Origin of the sequence: Paracoccus sp. S1E-3, assembly GCF_013868135.1 — a bacterium.
Classification (GTDB): domain Bacteria; phylum Pseudomonadota; class Alphaproteobacteria; order Rhodobacterales; family Rhodobacteraceae; genus Paracoccus.
This window is the reverse complement of record NZ_JACEMU010000004.1, coordinates 618,445-641,644: the sequence shown is the minus strand read 5'-3', so window position 1 is coordinate 641,644 and position 23,200 is coordinate 618,445. Positions and strand designations below refer to the sequence as shown.

The following is a 23,200-nucleotide window of genomic DNA, read 5'->3' as shown; positions in this document are numbered from 1 at the left end:
TTCCAGTTGAGGAAAACCCAAGATGGAACAGTCTCTGGCAGAGAAAATCTCTGCGAACCCGGACTACCAGCGTCTGAAATCGACGCGATCCCGCTTTGGCTGGACGCTGACCATCGCCATGCTGGTGGTCTATTACGGCTATATCCTGCTGATCGCCTTCGACAAGGAATTGCTGGCGGCACGCATCGGCAATGGGGTGATGACCTGGGGTATTCCCATCGGTTTCGGGGTGATCCTGTTCACCATTCTGATCACCGGGGTCTATGTGCGCCGGGCCAACCGCGAATTCGATGCCCTGACTGAAAAGGTCCGGGCGGAGGCACTGAAATGATCCGCCGCGCATTGCTTGCGGCGGCGGGCGCGCTGCTGCCGGCCTCGGGCTGGGCGGCGGATGTGATCCAGGGCGGCGAGAAGCAGGCCACCAACTGGACCGCGATCATCATGTTCGCCGCCTTCGTGGTGATGACGCTGTTCATCACCAAATGGGCGGCCTCGCGCACGAAATCGGCGGCGGATTTCTATACTGCCGGCGGCGGCATCACCGGCTTTCAGAACGGGCTGGCGATCGCCGGTGACTATATGTCGGCGGCGTCCTTTCTGGGGATTTCGGCGGCGGTGATGACCACCGGCTATGACGGGCTGATCTATTCGATCGGCTTTCTGGTCGGATGGCCGATCCTGACCTTCCTGATGGCCGAGCGGCTGCGCAACCTCGGCAAGTTCACTTTCGCCGATGTGGCGGCCTTCCGGTTCGCCCAGGCGCCGGTGCGCATCTTCGCGGCCTCGGGCACGCTGGTCGTGGTGGCCTTCTACCTGATCGCGCAGATGGTCGGCGCGGGATCGCTGATCGAGCTGCTGTTCGGGCTGGATTACTGGATCGCGGTGGTGATCGTCGGCGCACTGATGATGATCTATGTGCTGTTCGGCGGCATGACCGCGACCACCTGGGTGCAGATCATCAAGGCCTGCCTGCTGCTGGGCGGGGCCTCCTTCATGGCCTTCATGGTGATGTGGCGCTACGGCTTCTCGCCCGAGGCGCTGTTCGCCGATGCCGTCCGCGTCAAGGCCGAGGCCGCCGCCGCGGCCGGCGACACGCCCGAGGAAGCCGCCAAGGCCGGCCAGTCGATCATGGGGCCGGGCACCTTCATCAAGGACCCGATTTCGGCGATCAGCTTCGGCATGGCGCTGATGTTCGGCACCGCCGGGCTGCCCCATATCCTGATGCGCTTCTTCACCGTGCCTTCGGCCAAGGAGGCGCGCAAATCGGTGATGTGGGCAACCAGCTGGATCGGCTATTTCTACCTGCTGACCTTCATCATCGGCTTTGGCGCCATCACCTTCGTGCTGACCAATCCCGACTTCCTGGCGGCGGATGGCAAGCTGATCGGCGGCAACAACATGGCGGCCGTGCATCTGGCCCATGCGGTCGGCGGCAACATCTTCCTGGGCTTCATCTCGGCGGTGGCATTCGCGACCATCCTTGCGGTGGTGGCGGGGCTGACGCTTTCGGGGGCATCCGCCGTCAGCCACGACCTTTATGCGACGGTCATCAAGAAGGGCAAGGCCGACAGCCTGTCGGAGCTGCGCGTCTCGCGCATCACCACGCTCTGCCTTGGCGCCATCGCGGTGGTGCTGGGGATCGCCTTCAAGAACCAGAACATCGCCTTCATGGTGTCGCTGGCCTTCGCGGTCGCGGCCTCCGCCAACTTCCCCGTGCTGTTCATGTCGGTGCTGTGGAAGGACTGCACGACCAGGGGCGCGGTTGTCGGCGGCTTCCTCGGGCTGATCTCCTCGGTGGTGCTGACGGTGCTGTCTCCCTCGGTCTGGGAGGCGACGCTCGGCCATCCCGAGGGCTCGGCCCCGTTCCCCTATACCTCGCCGGCGCTGTTTTCGATGACGCTGGCCTTCCTGGGGATCTGGCTGGTGTCGAAGATGGACAATGGCGAACGCGCGCGCATCGACCGGGCCGGCTTCCTGGCCCAGCAGGTGCGATCGGAAACCGGGATCGGTGCCTCGGCGGCATCGGATCACTGACCGGGCGGGCCACCCCGGCCCGCCAACTGACAACGGAATTGACCCCGTCGCGCGGAGGCCGTGGGGTCAGTCCCCCATCCACCCCAGCCGCCGGGATAGGGTGCTGAACGAACAGGCGGCAGAACATGTTCAAGGGAGGACGTGACACATGAGTGATAGGCAATCGTCAAACGCCTATTGGAGGGCGAATATCAGGATCATCTGGATCTGCCTGATTATCTGGGCGCTGGTATCCTACGGGTTCGGGATCATCCTGCGCCCGCTGATCAGCGGCATTCCGGTCGGCGGCTCGGATCTGGGCTTCTGGTTCGCGCAGCAGGGCTCCATCCTGATCTTCATCGCGCTGATCTTCTGGTATGCGGCGCGGATGAACCGGCTGGACCGCGAACATGGCGTGGAGGAATAAGCCATGTCGCAATTCACCCTGAACCTCATTTTCATCGGCGCCTCCTTCGCGCTGTATATCGGAATCGCCATCTGGGCCCGCGCCGGATCCACGGCCGAGTTCTACGCCGCCAATCGCGGCGTCAGCCCGGTGATGAACGGCATGGCCACCGCCGCCGACTGGATGTCGGCGGCGTCGTTCATTTCGATGGCGGGCCTGATCGCCTTCACCGGCTATGACAATTCCACTTATCTGATGGGCTGGACCGGCGGCTATGTGCTGCTGGCGCTGCTGCTGGCGCCCTATCTGCGGAAATTCGGCAAGTTCACCGTGCCGGAATTCATCGGCGACCGCTTCTACAGCCAGACGGCGCGCATCATAGGCGTGGTCTGCCTGCTCATCATCTCGATCACCTATGTGATCGGGCAGATGACAGGCGTGGGCGTCACCTTCTCGCGCTATCTGGAGGTGTCGACCTCGACCGGGTTGTGGATCGGGGCTGCCTTGGTCTTCGTCTATGCGGTGCTGGGCGGCATGAAGGGCATCACCTATACGCAGGTGGCGCAATATGTCGTGCTGATCGTCGCCTATACGATCCCGGCGGTGTTCATCGCGCTGCAACTGACGGGCAATGTCCTGCCCCAGCTGGGCCTGTTCGGCACGCATGAGGAATCGGGCGTGAAGATGCTGGCCAAGCTGGATCAGGTGGTCACCGATCTGGGCTTCAAGTCCTATACCGGGCATCACAATTCGACGCTGGACATGGTGCTGTTCACGCTGGCGCTGATGATCGGGACGGCGGGCCTGCCGCATGTCATCATCCGCTTCTTCACGGTGCCGAAAGTGTCGGATGCGCGGTCCTCGGCGGGTTGGGCGCTGGTGTTCATCGCGCTGCTTTACACGGTCGCCCCGGCCGTGGGGGCGATGGCGCGCTTCAACCTGACCGCAACCATGTGGTCGGGCGCCTCGACCGGGGCCGAGGCGGGGTCGACCTTCTCCGCCCCCGCCGTATCGCTGGAGCGGATCGAGACCGCACCGGAACTGGCCTGGATGCGCAATTGGCAGGTGACCGGCCTGCTGAACTGGGAGGACAAGAACGGCGACGGCCTGATCCAGTATTATAACGACAAGGCCGAACCGGGCGAGGCCCTCGCTACCGTCATCGCCGATCAGAACCTGCAGGGCAACGAACTGCCGGTTGTCAACAATGACATCATGGTTCTGGCCAATCCCGAAATCGCCAACCTTCCGGGCTGGGTGATCGGGATCGTCGCGGCGGGCGGCCTTGCCGCCGCGCTGTCGACGGCGGCGGGGCTGCTGCTGGCGATCTCGGGTGCGGTCAGTCACGACCTGATCAAGGGATGGCTGGCGCCCAATATCAGCGAGAAGAACGAGCTGATGGCCGCCCGCATCGCCATGGGCGTGTCGATCCTGGTGGCGACGCTGCTGGGGCTGAACCCGCCGGGCTTTGCCGCGCAGACGGTGGCGCTTGCCTTCGGGCTGGCGGCCTCGTCGATCTTCCCGGTGCTGATGATGGGGATCTTCTCGACCCGGATCAACCGGCAGGGGGCGATCTGGGGGATGCTGGCGGGGATCATCTCCACGCTGGTCTATATCTTCCTCTACAAGGGCTGGTTCTTCATCGCCGGCACCAACATGCTGGAGGATACGGCGGCGAACTGGCTGTTCGGCATCTCGCCGGCCAGCTTCGGCACCATCGGCGCGCTGATCAACTTCGCCGTCGCCTATCTGGTATCGAACGCGACCGAAGAGCCCCCGGTCGAGGTGGTCGAACTGGTTGAATCGATCCGCATCCCGCGCGGTGCGGGCGCGGCAAACGGTCACTGACGCGAAGGTCCGCGCCCCCGGACAGACCGGGGGCGCGACATCACCCAAGGAACGGATATGGACGCGACCACCACCCTCATTTCCACCCTGCATCCCTACGACTCGCTGCCGGAGGACGAGCGGGCCCGCGTGGCCCGTTCCTTCACCCGCAGCGATCTGGCCGAGGGCCAGATCGTCTATGCTCTCGGGCAGAAACTTGACGGGCTGTATCTGGTCGAAACCGGCGCGGTGGAAATCACCGATCGGAACGGCGTGCTGGTGTCGGTGCTGGAACGCGGCAACAGCTTTGGCAAACGCGGTCTGATGGCGGATGGCCGGGCGGTCACCACGGCGCGGATGGCGCGGGCGGGGGCGGTGCTGATGCTGCCAGTGGCCGAGTTTCACCGCCTGATGGCGGAAAGCCCCGCCTTTGCGCGCTTCTTCGACCGGGGGCGGCGCGAGCGTCCGCACCGCAGCGGCCCCGATTTCGCCACCCTCAAGGTCGCCGAGATCCTGACCCGCGCCCCCGTCACCACCGGCCCCGACACACCCATCGCCGAGGCCGCGCGGATGATGCGCGCGGCGCAGGTCTCGTCGCTGGGGATCACGCGGTCGGATGGGCGGCTGCTGGGGCTGGTCACCATTCGCGACATCTCCAACCGTGTCGTGGCCGAGGAGGCCGACACTTCGGCCCCTGTCTCGACCATCATGACGCCCGATCCGATCACCCTGCCGCCGGATGCGCTTGGTCTGGATGTGCTGCACGCGATGATCGAGCGCCGCATCGGGCATCTGCCGGTGGTCGACCACGGGCGGCTGATCGGCATGATTACCCAGACCGATCTGACGCGGGTGCAGTCCATTTCGACCTCGGTGCTGATCGATGACATCGCCGGGGCCGAAACGGTGGCCCAGATGGCCGCTGTCACCGCGCGCGTCCCGGATCTGCTGGTCAGCCTTGTCGCCGCCCATCAGCGGCACGAGGTCGTGACCCGCCTTATCACCGACATCACCGATGTCGTCACGCGCCGGCTGCTGACGCTCGGTCAGGCGCGGCTTGGGCCCGCGCCTGCCGCCTGGTTGTGGGCGGCCTGCGGCAGTCAGGGGCGGCAGGAACAGACCGGCATCAGCGATCAGGACAATGTGATGATCCTCGCCGATGATGCCGACCCCGGAGATCCGTGGTTCGCGGAACTGGCGCGCTTCGTCTGCGACGGGCTGAATGCCTGCGGCTATGTCTATTGCCCCGGCGACATGATGGCGACCAATCCGCGCTGGCGGCAGCCCCGCCGCGTCTGGCGCAATTATTTCGAGCACTGGATCACCCATCCCAGCCCCGAGGCGCAGATGCTGGCCTCGGTCATGTTCGATCTGCGCGCGATCGGCGGCGATGCCGCGCTGCTGGTGGGCCTGCAGGCCGAAACGCTGGCAATGGCCGCGCAGAACTCGATCTTCGTGGCGCATATGATCTCGAACTCGCTGAAGCATCAGCCCCCCCTGGGGTTGATCCGGGGCTTCGCCACCATCCGCTCGGGCCAGCATCAGGGTCATATCGACATGAAGATGAACGGCGTCGTGCCGGTGGCCGATCTGGCCCGCGTCTATGCGCTGAAGGGGCGGCTGATGCCGGTCAATACCCGCGCAAGGCTGGAAGCGGCCGAGGCGGCGGGGGTGATTTCCGGCAATGGCGCGCGTGACCTGATCGCGGCCTATGACCTTATCCAGACGATGCGGCTGCAAAATCAGGCGCATCTGGTCCGTGCCGGGCGTAAGCCCGACAATTTTCTGGCGCCGGCGGATCTTGCGGATATCGAACGCAGCCATTTGCTCGACGCCTTCGTCGTGGTGCGCGTGATGCAATCGGCCCTCGGGCAGGGCAGAGGAGTTTTGTGATGGGTGAGGCGAGCGGAATTGGCGGCGATCTTCTGGGCACGCTGGCGGTCGGCGGCGGGGCAGCGGCGTTGCTCTATGCCGTGATGCATGCGGTCCGCGCCGCGGGATGGGGGCTGCCGCGCTGGCTGCTGCCGGCGGGGATCGGTTTGGCGATGATCGCCTTCGCCACCTGGAACGAATACAGCTGGGCCGCGCGGGTGAAGGCGCAACTGCCCGACCGCGTGGCCGTCCTTGCCGAAGGTCAGTCGCGCAGCCCGCTGCGGCCATGGACCTATCTCGCGCCCCCGACAACCCGGCTGGCGCTGCTGGACCCGCAGGCGCTGACGGCCGGCGCCGAAGGCGCGCAGATTGCTCAGGTCATGCTGGTGGAGCGCTGGAAGCGCAGCGTGACGGTCGAGCAGGGGGTCGATTGTGGCGGCCGCCGGATGCGCGCGCCAGACACTGCCTGGTATCCGGCCCCGATTGGCGATCCCGTCTTCGCGGCCGTCTGTTCAGGGGGCTGAGATGGCGCGCGTCATGGTGATTGAGGACGAGGATAACATCGCCGTCGCGCTCGACTTTCTGCTGACGCGCGACGGTCATCACCACAGCCGTCTGGCCACCGGCGCCGGTGCCATCGAGGCGCTGCGCGCCAGCCGTCCCGACCTGGTGCTGCTGGATGTGATGCTGCCCGAGGTTTCGGGCTATCAGATCGTGCAGGATCTGCGCGCCGACCCCAGCCTCGACGATGTGCGGGTGCTGATGATGACCGCGCGCGGCTCGGTGACCGAGCGGCGCAAGGGGCTGGCGCTCGGCGCCGATGGATTCATCGCCAAACCGTTCGAACTGGCCGAATTGCGCGCCGAAATGGCCCGCGTGCTGGCGGGGCGGCGGTAATGTCGCACCTGTCCCTGCGCCTGCGGATCTTCCTGATCTTCGCGGCCCTCGCCGCCGGGCTGCTGACGGCCATCGGGGCGGGCATCGTCACGGCCCGGATGATGCTGCTTGACGCGGGCGCGGATGGCGCCAGCCTGACGGACCCGCTGGCCCTGCTGGCGCTGATTGCGGGCTTTTCCGCCACCGGCCTGACAGCCCTGGTCTGGTATCTGTTCGACGCCCATGTCGCCCGCCCGATCGAGACGCTTGCAGGCCATCTGCTGACCGGCGCCGCCCCCGATGCTGCCGAGGGCCGCTACCTTGCCGACCTCGCCCCGGCGACCCGCGCCGCCGTCGACCGCGCCCGCGCGCGGGCCGATCTCGACCAGGCGATCGAGGCCCATGCCGAGGTATTGGCGCATGAGACCTCGATGCTGGAAAGCATCCTTTCGGATATTGGCGCGGGGGCGGTGCTGACGGACGGAGAGGGGCGGGTGCTGTTCTACAACGCCGCGGCGGCGCAGCTGTTGCCCGGACTGGCGCTGGATCGCGATCTGGCGTCCTTCCTGCAAGGCGGCGGCCTTGCGGCCGCGCAGGCGCGGATCGCGGCGGGCGCCACCGCCACCGATCTGGCGCTGCGGGGCATGGATGGCGCAAGGCTTACCGGCAGGCTGCGCCCCATGACCGAGGAGGGCGGCGGCGCCGTGCTGATTCTGCGCCCGGCCAGGCGCGAACCGGTTCCTCCCCGCGCCGCGCTGGAAAACCTGCGCCGTCATGCCGCCGCATTGACGCCCCTGCTGGACGATCTCGCCGGCCCGCTGCCGCCGGCGCTGACCGAGGTGATCCGACAGGAGGGGCGCGGCCTCGCGAGCGCCTTGCGCGACCTCGATGCGGCGCTCGATCCCGGCCCCCCGAAGCAGCGCGGCGTGGCCGCCGAGGAACTGGCCCGTGGCCTCGGTCTGCCGCTGGGCGAGGTCGCCCCGATCACGCTGGCCGCGGATGGCTGGCAGATCGGCGGCCTGCTGGCCCAGCTGGGCCAGCGGCTGCAGGACAGCGGCCGTCCCCCCACCGCCGAGATATCGGCCGAAGGCCCCGAAGCGGTCCTGCGGCTGAGCTGGACCGGCGCGGCGCTGCCGATGGACGCCCTCGACCGCTGGCTGCAGGACGCCCCCGACCCCGATCACCCCGAACTTGCCGGCGCAGACATCCTTGCCGCCCACGGCACGAGCATCTGGGCCGAAACCGATCCCGCCGATCCCGCGACCGCGCGGCTGGTGCTGCCGCTGCGTGTTTCCGCCATCGCGCGCGAGGCGCGGCCTTCGGTCACCTATGACTTCGCGCTTGCCGGGCACGGCGCGCCCGACCTGCGGCCGCTCTCGGCGCTGACCTGCGTGGTGTTCGACACCGAGACCACGGGCCTCGCGCTGTCGGACCGGATCGTCCAGATCGCCGGCCTGCGCATCGCCGGCGGCCGGCTGACGGGCGAACAGTTCGACACGCTGGTCCATCCGGGGATGGCCATCCCGCCCACCTCGACGGCGATTCACCGCATCACCGACGCGATGGTTGCCGACGCGCCCGATGTCACGACCGCCCTGCGCGGCTTTCACCATTTCGCCGAAGGCGCGGTCCTGATCGCCCATAACGCCCCCTTCGACATGGGGCTGCTGCGCGCGGCCGAAGGCCAAACGGGGCTGCATTTTCCCAATCGGGTGATGGATACGGTGCTGCTGTCGGCGATGATCTGGGGGCAGGGCGCGCGCCACAGCCTCGACGCGATCTGCGCGCGGCTGGGCATCACCATCCCCGAACAGCTGCGCCATACCGCCATGGGCGATGCCGAGGCAACCGCCCAGGCCTATCTGCGCATGCTGCCCGCGCTCGAAGCCAAGGGCATCACCCGGTTCGATCAGGTGCTGCGACAGGCGCAGAAATACCGCCGCCTGCTCAGCGACGCCAATCTGGCCGCCGCGCATGGCGGGTGACGGCTTTCACTCTGGCCCGAATATCCCGGGGTGAGCGCCGTCAGGCGCGAGGGGCAGCGCCCCTCAGCGGCCCAGCTTGGCGTGAACCTCGTCCAGATCGACCTCGGCCAGCGGGAACTTGTTGTCCGGATTGTCGAAGTCATATTTGAACAGCTGGAAATCCTTCTTGTAGATTTCCCAGATCAGATGCCGCGACAGGTCGTCGAAATATTCGCTGACCTTGTGGGCCCGCTTGGGCCCATGCCCTTCCGATTCGTTGAAGCGCGGCACATCGGTCACATCCACCGTGACCGGCGTCACGGCGGCCTCCAACACCTTTTTCATGCCATCGTCGAACTTCTCGGTGAAAAAGATCTGATCGTAGCGCCCGCCATTCACGATGAAGGTCGAGATATGCCCCGACATCGCCGACCAGTGGATGTCCGCCTCCATCGGGCGCCGCCAGCGGATGGTATCGCGCGCGAACAGCAGAAAGCGCCGGAAAGATTTGATCTGGTCGAAGTCGAAATTGTCCTCGGGGCTGCCGACCTCGATGCCGTATTTCTGTATCAGCTGTGGCACCAGATTGCCCCGGTAACGCTTGCCGTTGCGCTGGATGCCGGCGATCTTGTCGAAGAAGGACGACAGGATCCGCGCATAGGGATTGCGGACGCAGGTGAAGGTCACCCCCTTGCGGGCGTGGACGGCCTGCTCGATCGGGCGCTGGCTCTCGTCCTGCGCCCATTTGTGCAGGCCCTGCTTGCTGTCATGGATGTCGCCATCGAAATAGCGGCCATGGTCTGAATAGAACATGATCTGCCCGATGGTCGAGCAGGCACATTTGGGCACCACCCGATAGACCATGCTTTCGCTTTCGGTCATCCATGTTCCGGGAAAGCCCATGCTTCTTCCTCTTGTTCCGCCGCCGGGTTGCGGCACCTGCCAAAATCGTTACAGACAAAAAGCAGATCAGTGCAGCGATTACAACGCCTCGCACCGGTTTGGCAGCCCGGTTACTGAACCCCCGACGGAGCGTAATGGCCAAGATCGCTTTCATCCTGCTGGCCCACAAGGACCCCAAGGGGGTCATCGCCCAGGCCGAACGGCTGACCGCAGTCGGCGATTATGTGGCGATCCATTACGACGGCCGTTCGCCGCGGGCCGAGTTCGACCAGATCCGCACGGCGCTGGCGCCGAATTCCAATGTTACCTTTTCGGGCATCCGGCACAAATGTGGCTGGGGGGCCTGGTCGCTGGTCGCAGCGACCCTCGATGCGGTGCGCGCGGCGGTGGCGGCCTTTCCTTCGGCCACGCATTTCTACATGCTTTCAGGCGATTGCATGCCGGTCAAATCGGCGGAATTCGCCCGCGCCTTCCTGGATGCCGAGCATGTCGACTATATCGAAAGTTTCGATTTCTTCTCCTCGGACTGGATCAAGACCGGGATGAAGGAGGAGCGGCTGATCTATCGGCACTGGTTCAATGAGCGCAGCCAGACCCGGCTTTTCAACGCCAGCTACAACCTGCAGAAGCGTTTTGGCCTGACGCGACGGATCCCCGAGGATCTGGAAATGATGATCGGCAGCCAATGGTGGTGCCTGCGCCGGCTGACCATCGAGAAAGTGCTGGATTTCTGCAGGCAGCGCCCTGACGTGCTGCGCTTCTTCGCGACCACCTGGATCCCGGACGAGACCTTTTTCCAGACCGTCGTGCGCCATGTCGTCCCCCGGTCCGAGATCCGCTCGCGCACGCTGACCTGTCTGATCTTCACCGATTACGGGATGCCGGTGGTCTTCTGCAACGACCACTACGACATGCTGCTGGCCCAGAACTATCTGTTCGCCCGCAAGATCAGCCCCGAAGCGCTGGAGATGAAGGAGCGGTTGGGCGCATTGTGGCAGGCACAGGGGTTGAACTTCGCCATTTCGGGCGAGGGGAAGTCGCTGTTCCGCTTTCTGACCGGACGCGGCCGGGTCGGGCGCCGCTTCGCCCCCCGTTTCTGGGAAACCGAGGCGTCGCTGGGCCGCGAGAGCCGGCTTTTCATCATCGTCGCCAAGAAATGGCATGTCGCCAAACGCCTGACCGAGGCGATACGGCGTCACACCGATATTCCCGCCGTGGATTACCTGTTCAACGAACGCGACGCCCGCCTGCCGGATCTGGGCGGGGTCGAAAAGACCGTGGCCAAGCGCGAGCGGCACCGGCGGGCGCTGATCCGGCTGCTGATGGATGAATTCGAGGATCACCGGCTGGTGATCTGCGTCGATCCTTCGGCGCTGGATTTCGTGCAGGATTTCGTCGGCGACAAGGGCCAGACCCGGATCCTGTTTCTGGATACCGGTTTCGATGACGATTACCTGCGCGGCCATGTCCGGCGGGTCGGACTGGCCAATCCCTCGACCCCGCCCGAGGTGGTGGAGCGCCTGCTGCCGATCGTGCGCAGCGATCTTGAACACGAGGCCGAGCGCCTGCGCGACATCAATATCGACCAGTATTTCGAGATCAGCGAGAAGACCGGGCCTGTCCGCAATGCTGCCGTGCTCGCCCGCTTCCTAGAGGTCGACGAGGAGCGCGCCCGCAGCATCGCCTCGACCCCGCATCTGTTTGCCGATTGACCCGTCCGAAGGAGAGCCCGATGGCCTACAGCTATGACGACAGCAATATCTTCGCCCGTATCCTGCGCGGCGAAATTCCCAACAATACCGTCGCCGAAACCGAATATACGCTGGCCTTTCGTGACATCCGTCCGCTGGCGCCCAGCCATGTGCTGGTGATCCCCAAGGGCAAATACGTGGCCATGGACGATTTCGCCGAAAACGCCTCGGCCGAAGAAATCGTCGATTTCATGCGCGTCGTGGCGCAGGTCGCCAAGGCCGAGGGCCTGTCAACCGGTGACGGCGGCAACGGATTTCGCGCCATCACCAATGCCGGCAATGACGGCGTGCAGGAGGTGCCGCACTTCCACCTGCATATCCTCGGCGGCCGGGTGATGGGCCCGATGATCCTGCTGCGCGACTGATCCCCGCGGGCTCGGGCAGCGAGGCACCCCTTTGCGCAGGGCGCGGGCGAATGGCCCGGCTCGGTGCCCACAGGATCGCGCCCGGAAGCGCGGATCATTTCTCAGCCATTGGGCCGGGGGCCGGGCCATGCTGCCGGAGCGACCGGCCGCGCCGCCAATTCGCCTGCCGCGCAGCTCGCCGCCGGGCGACCGCCCCCCCTGATCCGGGGCCTGCCACGCCCGGCAGATTTATCCGCGGCTTTGGGCGAAGGCGGCCATCAGCGGGCCGAAACTCTCTGGCGCTGGAAAGCCTTCGAAACTGTGGACGGCGCGGGTTTCGGCCCAGGGCAGCTTCTCGCTAGTCCAGCATTCGATGAAGGCAGGTTCCTGCGCGGGGCCGCCATCCAGCATGGTGCTGCGGATATTCACCATCGGCCCCATGACGGGCGCGGTGGTGAACACCCAACTGAGGCAGCTGGGGCAGAAGTGATGGCTGAGTTCGCCCCGCATGCCGCCCGGAACGGTCTCGCCTTCGATGGTCACGGCGTCCTCGGGATACATTGCGCTCAGCGAAAACGCGCTGGCGGTCATGCGCTGGCAGCCGGTGCAATGGCAGGCGAAGGTCATCAGGGGCGCGCCCCGCACGCTCAGCCGCAGTTGTCCGCAGCGGCACGAACCGGTGGTGATCTGCGTGTCGGCCATGTTGTCTCCCCTCTCAGCGTCGGGTCAGTTCGATGAACACATCTTCCAGCCTCGGCTGTTCGATCGCAATGTCGCGGATGGCCATCCCGCCGCCGCGCAGCGCGTCGATGATTCCGTCGGGCTGCACCCGCGACGGCGGATAGGACAGCGCCAGCCGCCCGTCGCCGCGCCATTCCGGGCTGACGCCGTCGGGCAAGGCGGGCAGGGCGCCCGCGTCGGTTTCGATCACCAGCGTCTTGCCATCCGTGCGCGCCAGCAGGGCGGCGGTGGTGTCCTCGACCAGCACCTCGCCGCGGTCGATGATGGCGATGCGGTCGCACATCGCCTCGGCCTCCTCAAGGTAGTGGGTGGTGAGGATGATGGTCATGCCGCGCTCGTTCAGGCGCCGCACATTGGCCCAGAGCATGTCGCGCAAGGTGATATCGACGCCCGCCGTCGGCTCGTCCAGCACCAGAACCTGCGGGCGATGGACAAGCGCCTTGGCCAGCAGCAGGCGCCGCTTCATCCCCCCCGACAGATGCCGGCTGTAACTTTCGGCCTGTTCGGTCAGTCCGACCAGATCCAGCAACTCATCCGTCCAGCGTTCGGATTTCGGCACCCCGTAAAGGCCCGCCTGCACCTCCAGACTGGCGCGGGGCGACAGGAAGGGATCGATGTTCAGTTCCTGCGGCATGACGCCGATGGCCGCGCGCGAGTTGCGCGGGCTCTCGTCCTGATCGAAGCCCCAGATCGTCACCTTGCCCGCCGTCTTGTTGACCAGCCCGGCAAGGATGTTGATGGTCGTCGATTTTCCCGCACCGTTCGGCCCCAGCAGCCCGAAGATGGACCCGGCGGGCACCCGCAGGTCGATGCCCTTCAGCGCCTCCTTTGGGGGTGCGTTGCCGGCGGCGCGATAGGTCTTGCGTAACCCGGTGATGTCGATGGCATGGGCGGTGTCGGTCATTGGGGGTCCCTGGCTTTCGGCGGGTGCCGTTCTTGCGAGGTGGCTTTCGCTGCGATATGGGTGGGGTTAGACCCGATCCAGCCCAGCCAGACAAGCAGGTCCGCCATGACTGATACCGAATTCGTCCTTCCCGAAAACCCGCTGTCGACCGGACAGGACAATCCGCTGGCGCGGCCGCCGCTGGAAACCGTGACCGTGACCAGTTGGAAGGTCGCGTGCTGGGGCGACGAATCCCGTGGCCTCGGTCATCCGAAGGTGTGGATGCAGATCTCGCCCTTCACCGGCTATGTCGATTGCGGCTATTGCGACAAGCGCTTCGTGGTCGACCGCGAGCACGTCCACGACGACCACTAGGCCCCTCGGGGGGCTTTGCCCCGCCCGGCAGCTGTGGCAGAACGTGCAGGACGAAAAGGAGCCTCGCATGTCCCACGGTTTCGGCAAGGGCCACCACCTTCACCTGATTGACGGCTCGGCCTTCATCTTCCGCGCCTATCATGCGTTGCCGCCCCTGACCCGCAAATCCGACGGTTTGCCCGTCGGTGCCGTGGCGGGTTTCAGCAACATGCTGTGGAAATATGTGCAGGACGCCAAGGGCGCGGACGCGCCGACCCATGTGGCGGTGATTTTCGATCACAGTTCCGAGACCTTCCGCAACGATATCTACCCTGATTACAAGGCCAACCGCCCGCCTCTGCCCGAGGATCTGAAGCCGCAGTTCCCGCTGACGCGCGAGGCCACGCGGGCCTTCAACATCGCCTGTGTCGAGCAGGAGAGATATGAGGCCGACGACATCATCGCCACACTGGCCTGTCAGGCGCGCGAGGCGGGCGGCCGCGTCACCATCATCAGTTCCGACAAGGACCTGATGCAGCTGATCGGCGATGGCGTGGTGATGATGGACCCGATCAAGGGCAAGGAAATCGGCCCCGACGAGGTTCACGAGAAATTCGGCGTCGGCCCCGACCGGGTGGTCGATATTCAGGCTCTGGCGGGCGATGCCATCGACAACGTCCCCGGCGCGCCGGGCATCGGCATCAAGACGGCAGCGCTGCTGATCAACGAATTCGGCGATCTGGAAACGCTTCTGGACCGCGCGGATGAGATCAAGCAGCCCAAGCGCCGCCAGACCCTGATCGACAATGCCGATCAGATCCGCATTTCCAAGAAGCTGGTGCAGCTGGACTGCGACACACCGCTGGATTTCAGCCTCGACAGTCTGGAAATCGCCGATCCCGATGCGGAAACCCTGCTGGGATTCCTGACCCAGATGGAGTTTCGGACGCTGTCCAACCGCGTGGCCGAGAAATTCCGCGTCGAGGCCCCGGTGATCGCTGACAAGCCCGCCGCCAGCACGGCCGCGCCGGCCGCCGCTGGCCCCGACTGGCCGCCCATCGACATCGCCAATTACCAGACGGTGACCACCGAGGCCGATCTGGACAGCTGGATCGCCGCGATTCACGAGGCCGGGGCGGTGGCCATCGACACCGAAACCACCGGTCTGAACGAGATGACGGCCGATCTGGTCGGCATCTCGCTTTGCACGGCTGCGGGGATGGCCTGTTATATTCCCGTCGGACACGTCTCGGGCGGGGGGGACCTGTTCAATTCGGGCGCATTGCTGGAGGGGCAGCTGGACAAGGCCATGGTCCTGGGCAAGCTGAAGCCGGTGCTGGAAGACGCCGCCATTCTGAAGATCGGCCAGAACATCAAGTATGACTGGAAGATCCTTGCCCGGAACGGCATCCGCATGGCCCCGATCGAGGATACCATGCTGATGTCCTTCGCGCTCAGCTCGGACGTGTTCAATCACGGCATGGACGGGCTGGCCGAACGCGTGCTGGGCCACAAGACCATGCCGATCAGGGACCTGATCGGGTCGGGAAAGACGCAGATCAGCTTCGATCAGGTGCCGCTCGACAAGGCCACGCCCTATGCCGGCGAGGATGCCGAGGTGACCTGGCGGCTGTGGCGGATGCTGCGCCCGCAGCTGTCGCCAAATGCCGTGACCACCGCTTACGAGACCCTCGAGCGCCCGATGGTCCCGGTTCTGGCGGATATGGAGATGACCGGCATCAAGATCGATACCGAGCATCTGGCCCGCATGTCCAATGTCTTCGCCCAGCAGATGGCCGGGCTGGAGGATGAGATCCACGGCCTCGCCGGGGGCAAGTTCAACGTCGGCAGCCCCAAGCAGCTGGGCGAGATCCTGTTCGACCAGATGGGCCTGGCGGGGGGCAAGCAGGGCAAGACCGGGGCCTATTCGACAAGCGCCGACGTGCTGGAGGATCTGGCCGCCGAAGGCTATGACCTGCCCGCCCGCGTGCTGGACTGGCGGCAGATCTCGAAACTGAAATCGACCTATACGGACGCGCTGCAGGCGCATGTGAACGCCGACACCGGCCGCGTCCATACCAGCTATTCCATCGCCGGCGCCCAGACGGGCCGACTCGCCTCGACCGAGCCGAACCTGCAGAACATCCCCGTCCGCTCCGAGGAAGGGCGTCGCATCCGCGAGGCCTTCATCGCCACACCGGGCCACAAGCTGGTCAGCCTCGATTACAGCCAGATCGAGCTGCGCGTGCTGGCCCATGTCGCCGACATCCCGGCGCTGAAACAGGCGTTCCGGGACGGCATCGACATCCACGCCATGACCGCCAGCCAGATGTTCGGGGTGCCCGTGGAGGGGATGAACCCGATGATCCGCCGTCAGGCCAAGGCGATCAATTTCGGGGTGATCTACGGGATTTCCAGCTTTGGGCTGGCGCGCAACCTGCGCATCCCCCGCGCCGATGCGCAGGCCTTCATCGACACCTATTTCGAACGCTTCCCCGAAATCCGCGCCTATATGGACAAAACGGTCGCAGACGCCAAGCGCGACGGTTTCGTGCGGACCATCTTCGGGCGCAAGATCGCCACGCCCTTCATCAACGACAAGGGGCCGGCCGCGGGCGGCGCCAAACGCGCCGCCATCAATGCCCCCATTCAGGGGGCGGCGGCCGATATCATCCGCCGCGCGATGATCCGCATGCCGGCGGCGATCAGGGATCTGCCGGCGAAGATGCTGCTGCAGGTCCATGACGAACTCGTGTTCGAGGTCGAGGAAAGCGCCGTCGATCGCCTCATCGCCAGTGCCCGCGCGGTGATGGAAAACGCGCCCGATCCGGCGGTGAAGCTTTCGGTGCCGCTGGTTGTCGACGCCGGGGCTGGCCAGAACTGGGCCGAGGCGCATTGATGGCTCACGCTCATCACAACGACCACGATCACACAGCCCACGTTCACACGGGCCACGATCACACGGGCCACGGCGCGTCCGGGCATGCCCATGCCGGGCACAGCCACGGCCACGGCTTTGAAAGCGACACCGCGATCCTGTGGGCGGTGCTGGTCAATCTGGCGCTGACCGTGGCGCAGATCCTCGGCGGCTGGTGGGCGGATTCGGTCGCGCTGATCGCTGACGGGGTGCACAACCTTTCGGATGCGATGGCGCTTGCGCTGGCTTACGGCGCCCGCCGACTGGCGCAGCGCGGCGCCTCTCCGCGGATGAGCTTTGGATGGCAGCGGTCCGAAATCATCGCGGCTTTCGTGAATTATGCCACCCTCATCGCGATCTCGATCTGGCTGGGATACGAGGCGATCCTGCGTCTTGCCGACCCGCCGCAGGTCGCGGGTGGTGTGGTCATGGCGCTCGCGGGGCTGGCTTTGGTGATCGATCTGGGGACGGCCGCATTGGTCTGGCGCAGCGCCAGGGACAGCCTGAACCTGCGCGCGGCGCTGCTGCATAACCTGACCGATGCGGGGGTCTCGGTCGCGGTGATCCTCGGCGGGTTGCTGGTCTGGGCTTTCGGCTGGAACCGGATCGACCCGATCCTGACCATCCTGATTTCCGTCGTCATCCTGATTCACGTCGCGGGCGATATCCGGCCGGTGTTGCGCATCCTGATGCTGGGCGCGCCGCCCGGCACCGACCCCGCGGCCGTGAAGACCGCGATGGAGGAACTGCCCGGCGTGATCGAGGCCCATCACCTGCACCTGTGGCAGATCGACGAAAAGCGCTCCTCGGCGGAAATGCATCTGGTGATCGAGGATCAGGTCGATTTCACCGTGGTGATCGCCGACGCCAAACGCGTGCTGGCCGAGCGGTTCAGCATCACCCACGCGACGATCGAGGTCGAGCGGCCGGCCGCGGGCTGTGCCGGGCCGACCCACGCCTGATCGCGGGGCCTACGGCGCCGCGATCATCCGGGGTGCGGGGCCGATCGCCACTGGCCCCAGCCGGACCTCGCCACCCTTCAGGATCAGCGGCAGGCGGATCTGCCCCTCCGGCGCCGGCGGCAGGGGTGGGGCGCTGTCGATATCCGCGCCGGCATCGGTGTCGGCGGGGGATGCTGCGGGCGCCGCCGCCTCGGTCTGGCTCGGAATCGGGGTTGCCGCAAGGTTGTCGATCAGGGCGCCGACCAGCATGGCGGCATTCTGCGGGACCAGCCCGGCCCGGACGGCGGCGTCCACGAACTGGCGTGCATCGGCGGTGTAGAAGGCGGCCTCGCCCTCGGCAAACCCCTGTGCGTCGGCTTGAAGACGACCGATCAGCGTCGCCTCGCTCTCGCCCAGGGTGAAGCGCAGGCCGCGCGTCTGGATTGCGGTCGGCGCCGGCGGCGGCACCCGGCCTTCCAGCATCGGTTGCCCCGGCACTTCGGTCAGCCACAGCTGCACCGGGCCGGCGATGTCCAGCCGTTCAGGCAGGCCGGCCAGCGTCGCCCCCGTTGCCGCGACCGTCATGGCATAGGCTGCGCGCGATCCCGGTGGTGCGGCGGCGCCCATATGAGTCAGATCGGCCGTCACATCCAGCGATTTCAGCATCTCGACGCCGTCGACCATGACTCCGCGTGCGGTCACGGCGGCGTCGCGAACGGCCATCTCCCGTGTGGGCGAGATGGTGGCCTGCGCCCGCCCCTGCTGCAGCGACAGCGCCACCGGCGCCCCGTCGATCCGCAACTGCATCTGTGCAGGCAGCGATACGGTCATTGTCGTGAGCGCGGTCAGCGGTGCATAGACGTCCAGGCCCGGCGCGCTCAGCCCGTTGCGCGCATCGCCGATATCGACCTCGGCCAGGCGCAGCCCGACGCGGCCCGGATCGCGCAGCGGGGTGACGCGTGCGGCTTCGACGACCGGGCTGTTGACGACCGCCTCGCGCGCCATGCCGCTCAGCCAGGTTTCGCCGCCATACCATGCCGCGCCCAGGCCGGCTGCGACCAGGGCCGTTCCGATTAGCAGATATTTCAACCGTGCCTCCACCGATGCCGATCTTGGAACCGCCCGCATGTAAGCCTAGAATATGCCGGGATGAAAGAGGCTGCCATGCGGGATCAGAACTGGCTTTTCGCTTATGGGTCGTTGATGTGGGATCCGGGATTTGCAGTGGCCGAGCGGGTGATCGCCCGGCTGCACGGATTTCACCGCAGCTTCTGCCTGCGGTCGGTGGTCTATCGTGGCACGCCGGAAAGCCCGGGGTTGGTGCTGGGCCTTGACGAAGCGCAGGGCGCATCCTGCCAGGGCGTGGCGCTGCGGGTAAGCGATGCCGAATGGCCGCAGGTGATCGCCGGCGTCCGCGAACGCGAAATGTCGACCTATGCTTACCGCGAGGCCGTCTTGCCGGTGGAACTGGCCGATGGCCGCAGGGTCGAGGCGATCACCTACGTGATGCAGCCCGACCACGATCAATATGCCGGTGGCCTTTGCGCGACCGAACAGGCCCGCATCATCGCGACCGCCATTGGCGGGCGCGGGCCAAATCGCGACTATTTATACAACACCGCCGCCCATCTGGCGGAGCTGGGTCTGCCCGATCCCGAAATGGAGGCGCTTGCCGCCGAAGTGCGCAAGTTGTCAACCTGAAAGGAAAAATCCGCTGTTGGCAGGGGCGTTCGGGCTGTTAGACTTGCCCCAAAAGCCGCCCCGCCCGGAGGACCGTGATGAGCGCCGAGACGCCGCCCGAACCCAACCCGACCGCCACCGCGTCGGAGGCGCAGGGCAAACCCGCCCCGGAACGCCGGCTGATCGGGGGCGATGAGGCGCGCCCCTCGCGTCGGCTGACCGCGCGGCGCGCGCAGGAGCGTCGGGTGGCGCAGCCGCATTTCAGTCAGCCCATCCGACAGATCGTGCTGATGCTGATCGTGACCGGGTTGACGGTGGCGGGCGGATGGTTCGCCTATGGCCGGATTCTGTCGATCTTTTCGGCAAATATCTATCTTAATGGTTTGATCCTGGCGGTTTTTATTCTGGGGGTTCTGGCCTGTTTCTGGCAGGTGGCGCAGCTGATCCAGTCGGTCAGCTGGATCGAGCGCTTCGCCGAACGCCGCCGCAATGCCGCCGAGAAAGGCGTGGCCGCCGTGGGCGAGGGCGACGATACCGCCCCCCGCCTGCTGGCGCCGCTGGCGGCGCTTCTGGGGGTGCGCGGACCGGTCGGGGGGGTGATCTCGGCCAGTTCGGCGCGCTCGATCCTCGAATCGGTGGCAACCCGTATCGACGAGGCCCGCGACATCACCCGTTACCTGTCCAACCTGCTGATCTTCCTTGGCCTTCTGGGCACGTTCTATGGCCTCGCCACCACCGTCCCGGCAGTGGTCGAGACCATCCGCGCCCTTGCCCCGCAAGAGGGCGAGACCGGCATGCAGGTCTTCGACAAGCTGATGTCGGGACTGGAGGCGCAACTGGGCGGCATGGCGGTGGCGTTTTCTTCATCGCTTCTGGGACTGGCGGGATCGCTGGTCGTGGGCCTGCTGGAACTCTTCGCCACCCACGGCCAGAACCGCTTCTACCGCGAACTGGAGGAGTGGATGTCGGGCTTCACCCGTCTCGGCATTGCGGGCGACGATGGCGACAAGCTGGATCAGGCCAGCATCATGGGCTTTCTGGACCAGATTGCCGGGCAGATGACCGATCTGCAGGCCTTCTATGCCGAGCGCGACGAGATCCGCGAACAGGAAGCCATCGAGGCCGATGAGCGGGTGCTGCTGATGGCGCGCAACGTGGAGCGGTTGGGCCAGTTCATGCTGGACGATTCCGAGGCCAATGTGACCCGTCTGGGCGAGATGTCACGGGCGATGACCCGGCTGGCCGACGGGCAGGACAAGCTGGTCCGCGCGACCGAGGCGCGTCCCGACAACATGATCGAGGTCACCCGCGCGCTGACCCGCATGGCCGAGGCGCAGGAGCGGCTGATCGAGGGCCTTTCGACCCGTCCCGTCGACGAGGAATCGCGCCAGCAACTGCGCGCCATCAACGAGGCGGTGCGCCGGCTGGCCGATGAAACCGTTGCCGCCCGTCAGCTGTCGACCGCCGATCTGCAACGCGAGCTGGTCGAACTGACCGAGGCGCTGCGCGCATTGGGACGAAACTGATGGCCCTGTCGCGCGGCAGAAACGCCAGCCGCTTCTCGGCCAATATCTGGCCGGGCTTCGTGGATGCGATGACGGCGCTGCTGATGGTGCTGATCTTTGTGATCACGATTTTCGTGGTCCTGCAGTCAGTCCTGCGCGACACCGTCGACCGGCAGGAAAGCCAGCTTGACCTGCTCGGCGATCAGGTGGCGGGGCTGTCCAGCACGCTCTCGGTCACCCAGTCCGAAAAGGACGCCGCCGAGGCTGGGCTGACCGAAGCGCAGACCCGCATCGTCGACTTCGAGACCCAGATCGCGCGGCTGGCGGCGGCGCGCGACGCCGAAGCGCAGCGTGCGGGCACCGCCGAAGCCGCCCTCGACGCCGCCCGGACCGAAATCGACGCCGCCGCCGAGGCCGCCCGCCTTGCCGCCGCCCGCCGCGAGGCGCTGGAGACTCTGGTCAAGGATCTGGAAACGCAGAACACCGCCGCCGGCCAGAAACTCACCGAGGCCGAGGCCGCCCGCCTGACCGACGCCGCCGCCGCCGAAGCGCTGCGGGCCAAGCTGAAATCCTCGGAGGCGGAGCTGACGGCGATGACCCTCTCGCTCGAGGAAAGCCGCAAGCAGGCCGAGGAGACGCTGACCCTCCTGGCTGCCGCCGAGGCCGCCAAGCGCGATCTGGCCACGCAGGCGGGCGGGGCCGTGTCCGAGGCGGAACGTCAGGCGGCCTTGCTGGCGGTGGCGCAGGAAAAGCTGGCGGGCGAGCAGAAAAGCTCGGACAAAGCGCAGCGGCGGGTGGCGCTGCTGAACCAGCAGGTGGCGACGCTCAATCAGCAGCTTGCCACCATCCAGCAGGCGTTGAATGTCACCGAAACCGACAAGCAGGCCGCGGAGGTCCAGCTGGAGGATCTCGGGGCGCAGCTGAATGCGGCGCTGCTCAGCGCCGCGCAGGAACAGCAGCGTCGCCTGACACTGGAGGAGGCCGAGCGCAAGCGGCTGGAAGTCGAGGCCGCCGATCTCGCGCGCTACCGCTCGGAGTTTTTCGGGCGTCTCAGCGAAGTGCTGCAGGGCCGCGAGGGCGTGGAGGTGGTGGGCGACCGCTTCGTCCTCCAGTCCGAGGTCCTGTTCGGCATGGGCGAGGCGACACTATCCGAGGCCGGCCGCGCCAGCATCGCCCGTGTCACGACGATGTTGCAGGACATCGCCAAAACCATCCCGCCGGAAATCGACTGGGTGATCCGCGTCGACGGCCATACCGATTCGACGCCGCTGTCCGGTCAGGGCCGTTATCGCGACAACTGGGAACTCAGTCAGGCGCGGGCCCTTGCGGTCGTGCGCTATATGGTGGACGAGTTGGGCTTTCCGGCCGACCGGCTGGCGCCCACGGGATTCGCCGAAACCCGCCCGCTGGCGCCCGACGACTCCCCGGAAAACCGCGCGAAGAACCGCCGGATCGAGCTGAAATTGACGGAACGCTGATGACCGAATTTCTGGATGGGCCGCAAGGCCGCCGCATTGCCTTTGAACGCCAGATCGGGCAGGGGCCGGGCGTGGTGTTTCTGGGCGGATTCAAATCCGACATGCGGGGCAGCAAGGCCGAATATCTGGCCCAATGGGCGGCGCGCAGCGGCCGGCCCTTCCTGCGGTTCGACTATTCCGGCCACGGGGAGTCCGGCGGCGATTTCGAAGATGGCAGCATCGGCGACTGGGCCGCCGACGCCATGGCCGCCATCACGGCGCTGACCGAAGGCCCGCAGGTTCTGGTCGGCTCGTCCATGGGCGGCTGGATTTCGCTTCTGGTGGCGCGCGCCATGCCCGAGCGCGTGGCCGGGCTGGTCGGGATCGCCGCCGCCCCCGATTTCACCGAGAACGGCTATTGGGCCGCCGCCACGCCCACGCAGCGCGAGGCCCTGCTGCGCGATGGCCGCTGGGAGCTTCCTTCGGAATATTCCGACGCGCCTTATGTCATCACCCGCCGCCTGATCGAGGAGGGGCGCGACCATCTGGTCCTGCAAAGCCCGCTGGACCTGCCCTTCCCGGTGCGCCTGCTGCAGGGCACGGCGGATGCGGATGTGCCGATGGATTGGGCGCTGAGGCTGCTGGACCATGCCCAATCCCCGGATATGCGGCTGGTGCTGGTCAAGGGCGCCGATCACCGCTTCTCGACCCCGGAATGTCTGGGGTTGATCGAAGCGGCGATTGCCGAGGTCCTTCGTGGCTAGAG

At 66.2% G+C, this 23,200-nt stretch carries 21 protein-coding genes; 17 read left to right on the top strand and 4 right to left on the bottom strand.

The features are described 5' to 3' along the window. Positions 1 to 22 precede the first annotated feature (22 nt). From H1S04_RS03135 to H1S04_RS03100, 8 genes are all read left to right on the top strand, one after another. Positions 23 to 331, top strand: coding sequence for a DUF485 domain-containing protein (locus H1S04_RS03135; protein WP_181744086.1), 309 nt, complete (start codon positions 23 to 25; stop codon positions 329 to 331). After that, positions 328 to 2,034: a cation acetate symporter gene (locus H1S04_RS03130; RefSeq protein WP_181744085.1), complete on the top strand. Its 1,707-nt coding sequence runs from the start codon at positions 328 to 330 to the stop codon at positions 2,032 to 2,034. Before H1S04_RS03135 ends, H1S04_RS03130 begins: the two co-directional genes overlap by 4 nt. A 148-nt stretch (positions 2,035 to 2,182) precedes the next feature. After that, positions 2,183 to 2,440 (top strand): DUF4212 domain-containing protein, encoded by a 258-nt coding sequence (locus tag H1S04_RS03125; protein ID WP_181744084.1) that lies wholly within the window; start codon positions 2,183 to 2,185, stop codon positions 2,438 to 2,440. Between the two features lie 3 nt (positions 2,441 to 2,443). Then, positions 2,444 to 4,267, top strand: a complete 1,824-nt coding sequence (locus tag H1S04_RS03120) for a sodium:solute symporter family protein (protein WP_181744083.1) — start codon at positions 2,444 to 2,446, stop codon at positions 4,265 to 4,267. Between the two features lie 57 nt (positions 4,268 to 4,324). Then, a complete protein-coding gene (locus tag H1S04_RS03115) occupies positions 4,325 to 6,139 on the top strand; it encodes a DUF294 nucleotidyltransferase-like domain-containing protein (protein ID WP_181744082.1) in 1,815 nt (604 codons plus the stop codon). After that, the gene (locus tag H1S04_RS03110; protein ID WP_181744081.1) at positions 6,139 to 6,642 is read left to right on the top strand and encodes a hypothetical protein; all 504 of its coding nucleotides are present in this window, start codon (positions 6,139 to 6,141) and stop codon (positions 6,640 to 6,642) included. The genes H1S04_RS03115 and H1S04_RS03110 overlap by 1 nt, the downstream gene beginning before the upstream one ends. Before the next feature lies 1 nt (position 6,643). Next, a complete protein-coding gene (locus tag H1S04_RS03105; protein ID WP_181744080.1) occupies positions 6,644 to 7,015 on the top strand; it encodes a response regulator transcription factor in 372 nt (123 codons plus the stop codon). Beyond that, the gene (locus tag H1S04_RS03100; RefSeq protein WP_181744079.1) at positions 7,015 to 8,979 is read left to right on the top strand and encodes a 3'-5' exonuclease; all 1,965 of its coding nucleotides are present in this window, start codon (positions 7,015 to 7,017) and stop codon (positions 8,977 to 8,979) included. The genes H1S04_RS03105 and H1S04_RS03100 overlap by 1 nt, the downstream gene beginning before the upstream one ends. A 63-nt stretch (positions 8,980 to 9,042) precedes the next feature. Here the strand turns inward: H1S04_RS03100 and H1S04_RS03095 are convergent, their stop codons facing one another. After that, positions 9,043 to 9,861, bottom strand: coding sequence for a sulfotransferase family protein (locus H1S04_RS03095; RefSeq protein WP_181744078.1), 819 nt, complete (start codon positions 9,859 to 9,861; stop codon positions 9,043 to 9,045). 134 nt (positions 9,862 to 9,995) lie between these two features. Here H1S04_RS03095 and H1S04_RS03090 point away from each other — a divergent pair, with 134 nt between their 5' ends. Beyond that, a complete protein-coding gene (locus tag H1S04_RS03090) occupies positions 9,996 to 11,573 on the top strand; it encodes a DUF5928 domain-containing protein (protein WP_181744077.1) in 1,578 nt (525 codons plus the stop codon). Positions 11,574 to 11,593: 20 nt separating this feature from the next. Beyond that, positions 11,594 to 11,977 carry an HIT domain-containing protein gene (locus tag H1S04_RS03085; RefSeq protein ID WP_181744076.1) on the top strand — a complete coding sequence of 128 codons (384 nt, stop codon included), beginning with the start codon at positions 11,594 to 11,596 and terminating at the stop codon, positions 11,975 to 11,977. Between the two features lie 228 nt (positions 11,978 to 12,205). On the opposite strand, the gene H1S04_RS03080 is transcribed toward H1S04_RS03085, so the two are convergent. Next, positions 12,206 to 12,658 carry a GFA family protein gene (locus H1S04_RS03080; protein ID WP_181744075.1) on the bottom strand — a complete coding sequence of 151 codons (453 nt, stop codon included), beginning with the start codon at positions 12,656 to 12,658 and terminating at the stop codon, positions 12,206 to 12,208. A 13-nt stretch (positions 12,659 to 12,671) separates the two neighbouring features. Next, a complete protein-coding gene (locus H1S04_RS03075; protein WP_181744074.1) occupies positions 12,672 to 13,601 on the bottom strand; it encodes an ABC transporter ATP-binding protein in 930 nt (309 codons plus the stop codon). Positions 13,602 to 13,766: 165 nt separating this feature from the next. Here H1S04_RS03075 and H1S04_RS03070 point away from each other — a divergent pair, with 165 nt between their 5' ends. The 3 genes from H1S04_RS03070 (at position 13,767) to H1S04_RS03060 (ending at position 17,813) form a co-directional block, all read left to right on the top strand. Next, on the top strand, positions 13,767 to 13,955 hold the full coding sequence (locus H1S04_RS03070; protein ID WP_255435519.1) for a zinc-finger domain-containing protein: 189 nt from the start codon (positions 13,767 to 13,769) through the stop codon (positions 13,953 to 13,955). A gap of 67 nt (positions 13,956 to 14,022) precedes the next feature. Then, positions 14,023 to 16,833 carry a DNA polymerase I gene (gene polA, locus H1S04_RS03065; protein WP_181744072.1) on the top strand — a complete coding sequence of 937 codons (2,811 nt, stop codon included), beginning with the start codon at positions 14,023 to 14,025 and terminating at the stop codon, positions 16,831 to 16,833. Continuing rightward, entirely contained in the window at positions 16,833 to 17,813 is a 981-nt protein-coding gene (locus H1S04_RS03060; RefSeq protein ID WP_181744071.1) for a cation diffusion facilitator family transporter, read from the top strand. The genes polA and H1S04_RS03060 overlap by 1 nt, the downstream gene beginning before the upstream one ends. 9 nt (positions 17,814 to 17,822) lie before the next feature. Here the strand turns inward: H1S04_RS03060 and H1S04_RS03055 are convergent, their stop codons facing one another. Next, positions 17,823 to 18,881, bottom strand: coding sequence for a DUF2125 domain-containing protein (locus H1S04_RS03055; protein ID WP_181744070.1), 1,059 nt, complete (start codon positions 18,879 to 18,881; stop codon positions 17,823 to 17,825). Positions 18,882 to 18,956: 75 nt separating this feature from the next. On the opposite strand from H1S04_RS03055, the gene H1S04_RS03050 reads away from it, so the two are divergent. From H1S04_RS03050 to H1S04_RS03035, 4 genes are all read left to right on the top strand, one after another. Next, the gene (locus H1S04_RS03050; RefSeq protein WP_181744069.1) at positions 18,957 to 19,493 is read left to right on the top strand and encodes a gamma-glutamylcyclotransferase; all 537 of its coding nucleotides are present in this window, start codon (positions 18,957 to 18,959) and stop codon (positions 19,491 to 19,493) included. Positions 19,494 to 19,570: 77 nt separating this feature from the next. Beyond that, positions 19,571 to 20,998 (top strand): hypothetical protein, encoded by a 1,428-nt coding sequence (locus H1S04_RS03045; RefSeq protein ID WP_255435438.1) that lies wholly within the window; start codon positions 19,571 to 19,573, stop codon positions 20,996 to 20,998. Beyond that, positions 20,998 to 22,455 (top strand): peptidoglycan -binding protein, encoded by a 1,458-nt coding sequence (locus tag H1S04_RS03040; RefSeq protein ID WP_181744068.1) that lies wholly within the window; start codon positions 20,998 to 21,000, stop codon positions 22,453 to 22,455. Before H1S04_RS03045 ends, H1S04_RS03040 begins: the two co-directional genes overlap by 1 nt. Next, positions 22,455 to 23,198 carry a carboxylesterase gene (locus tag H1S04_RS03035; protein WP_181744067.1) on the top strand — a complete coding sequence of 248 codons (744 nt, stop codon included), beginning with the start codon at positions 22,455 to 22,457 and terminating at the stop codon, positions 23,196 to 23,198. The genes H1S04_RS03040 and H1S04_RS03035 overlap by 1 nt, the downstream gene beginning before the upstream one ends. The last annotated feature ends 2 nt before the right edge of the window (positions 23,199 to 23,200 follow it).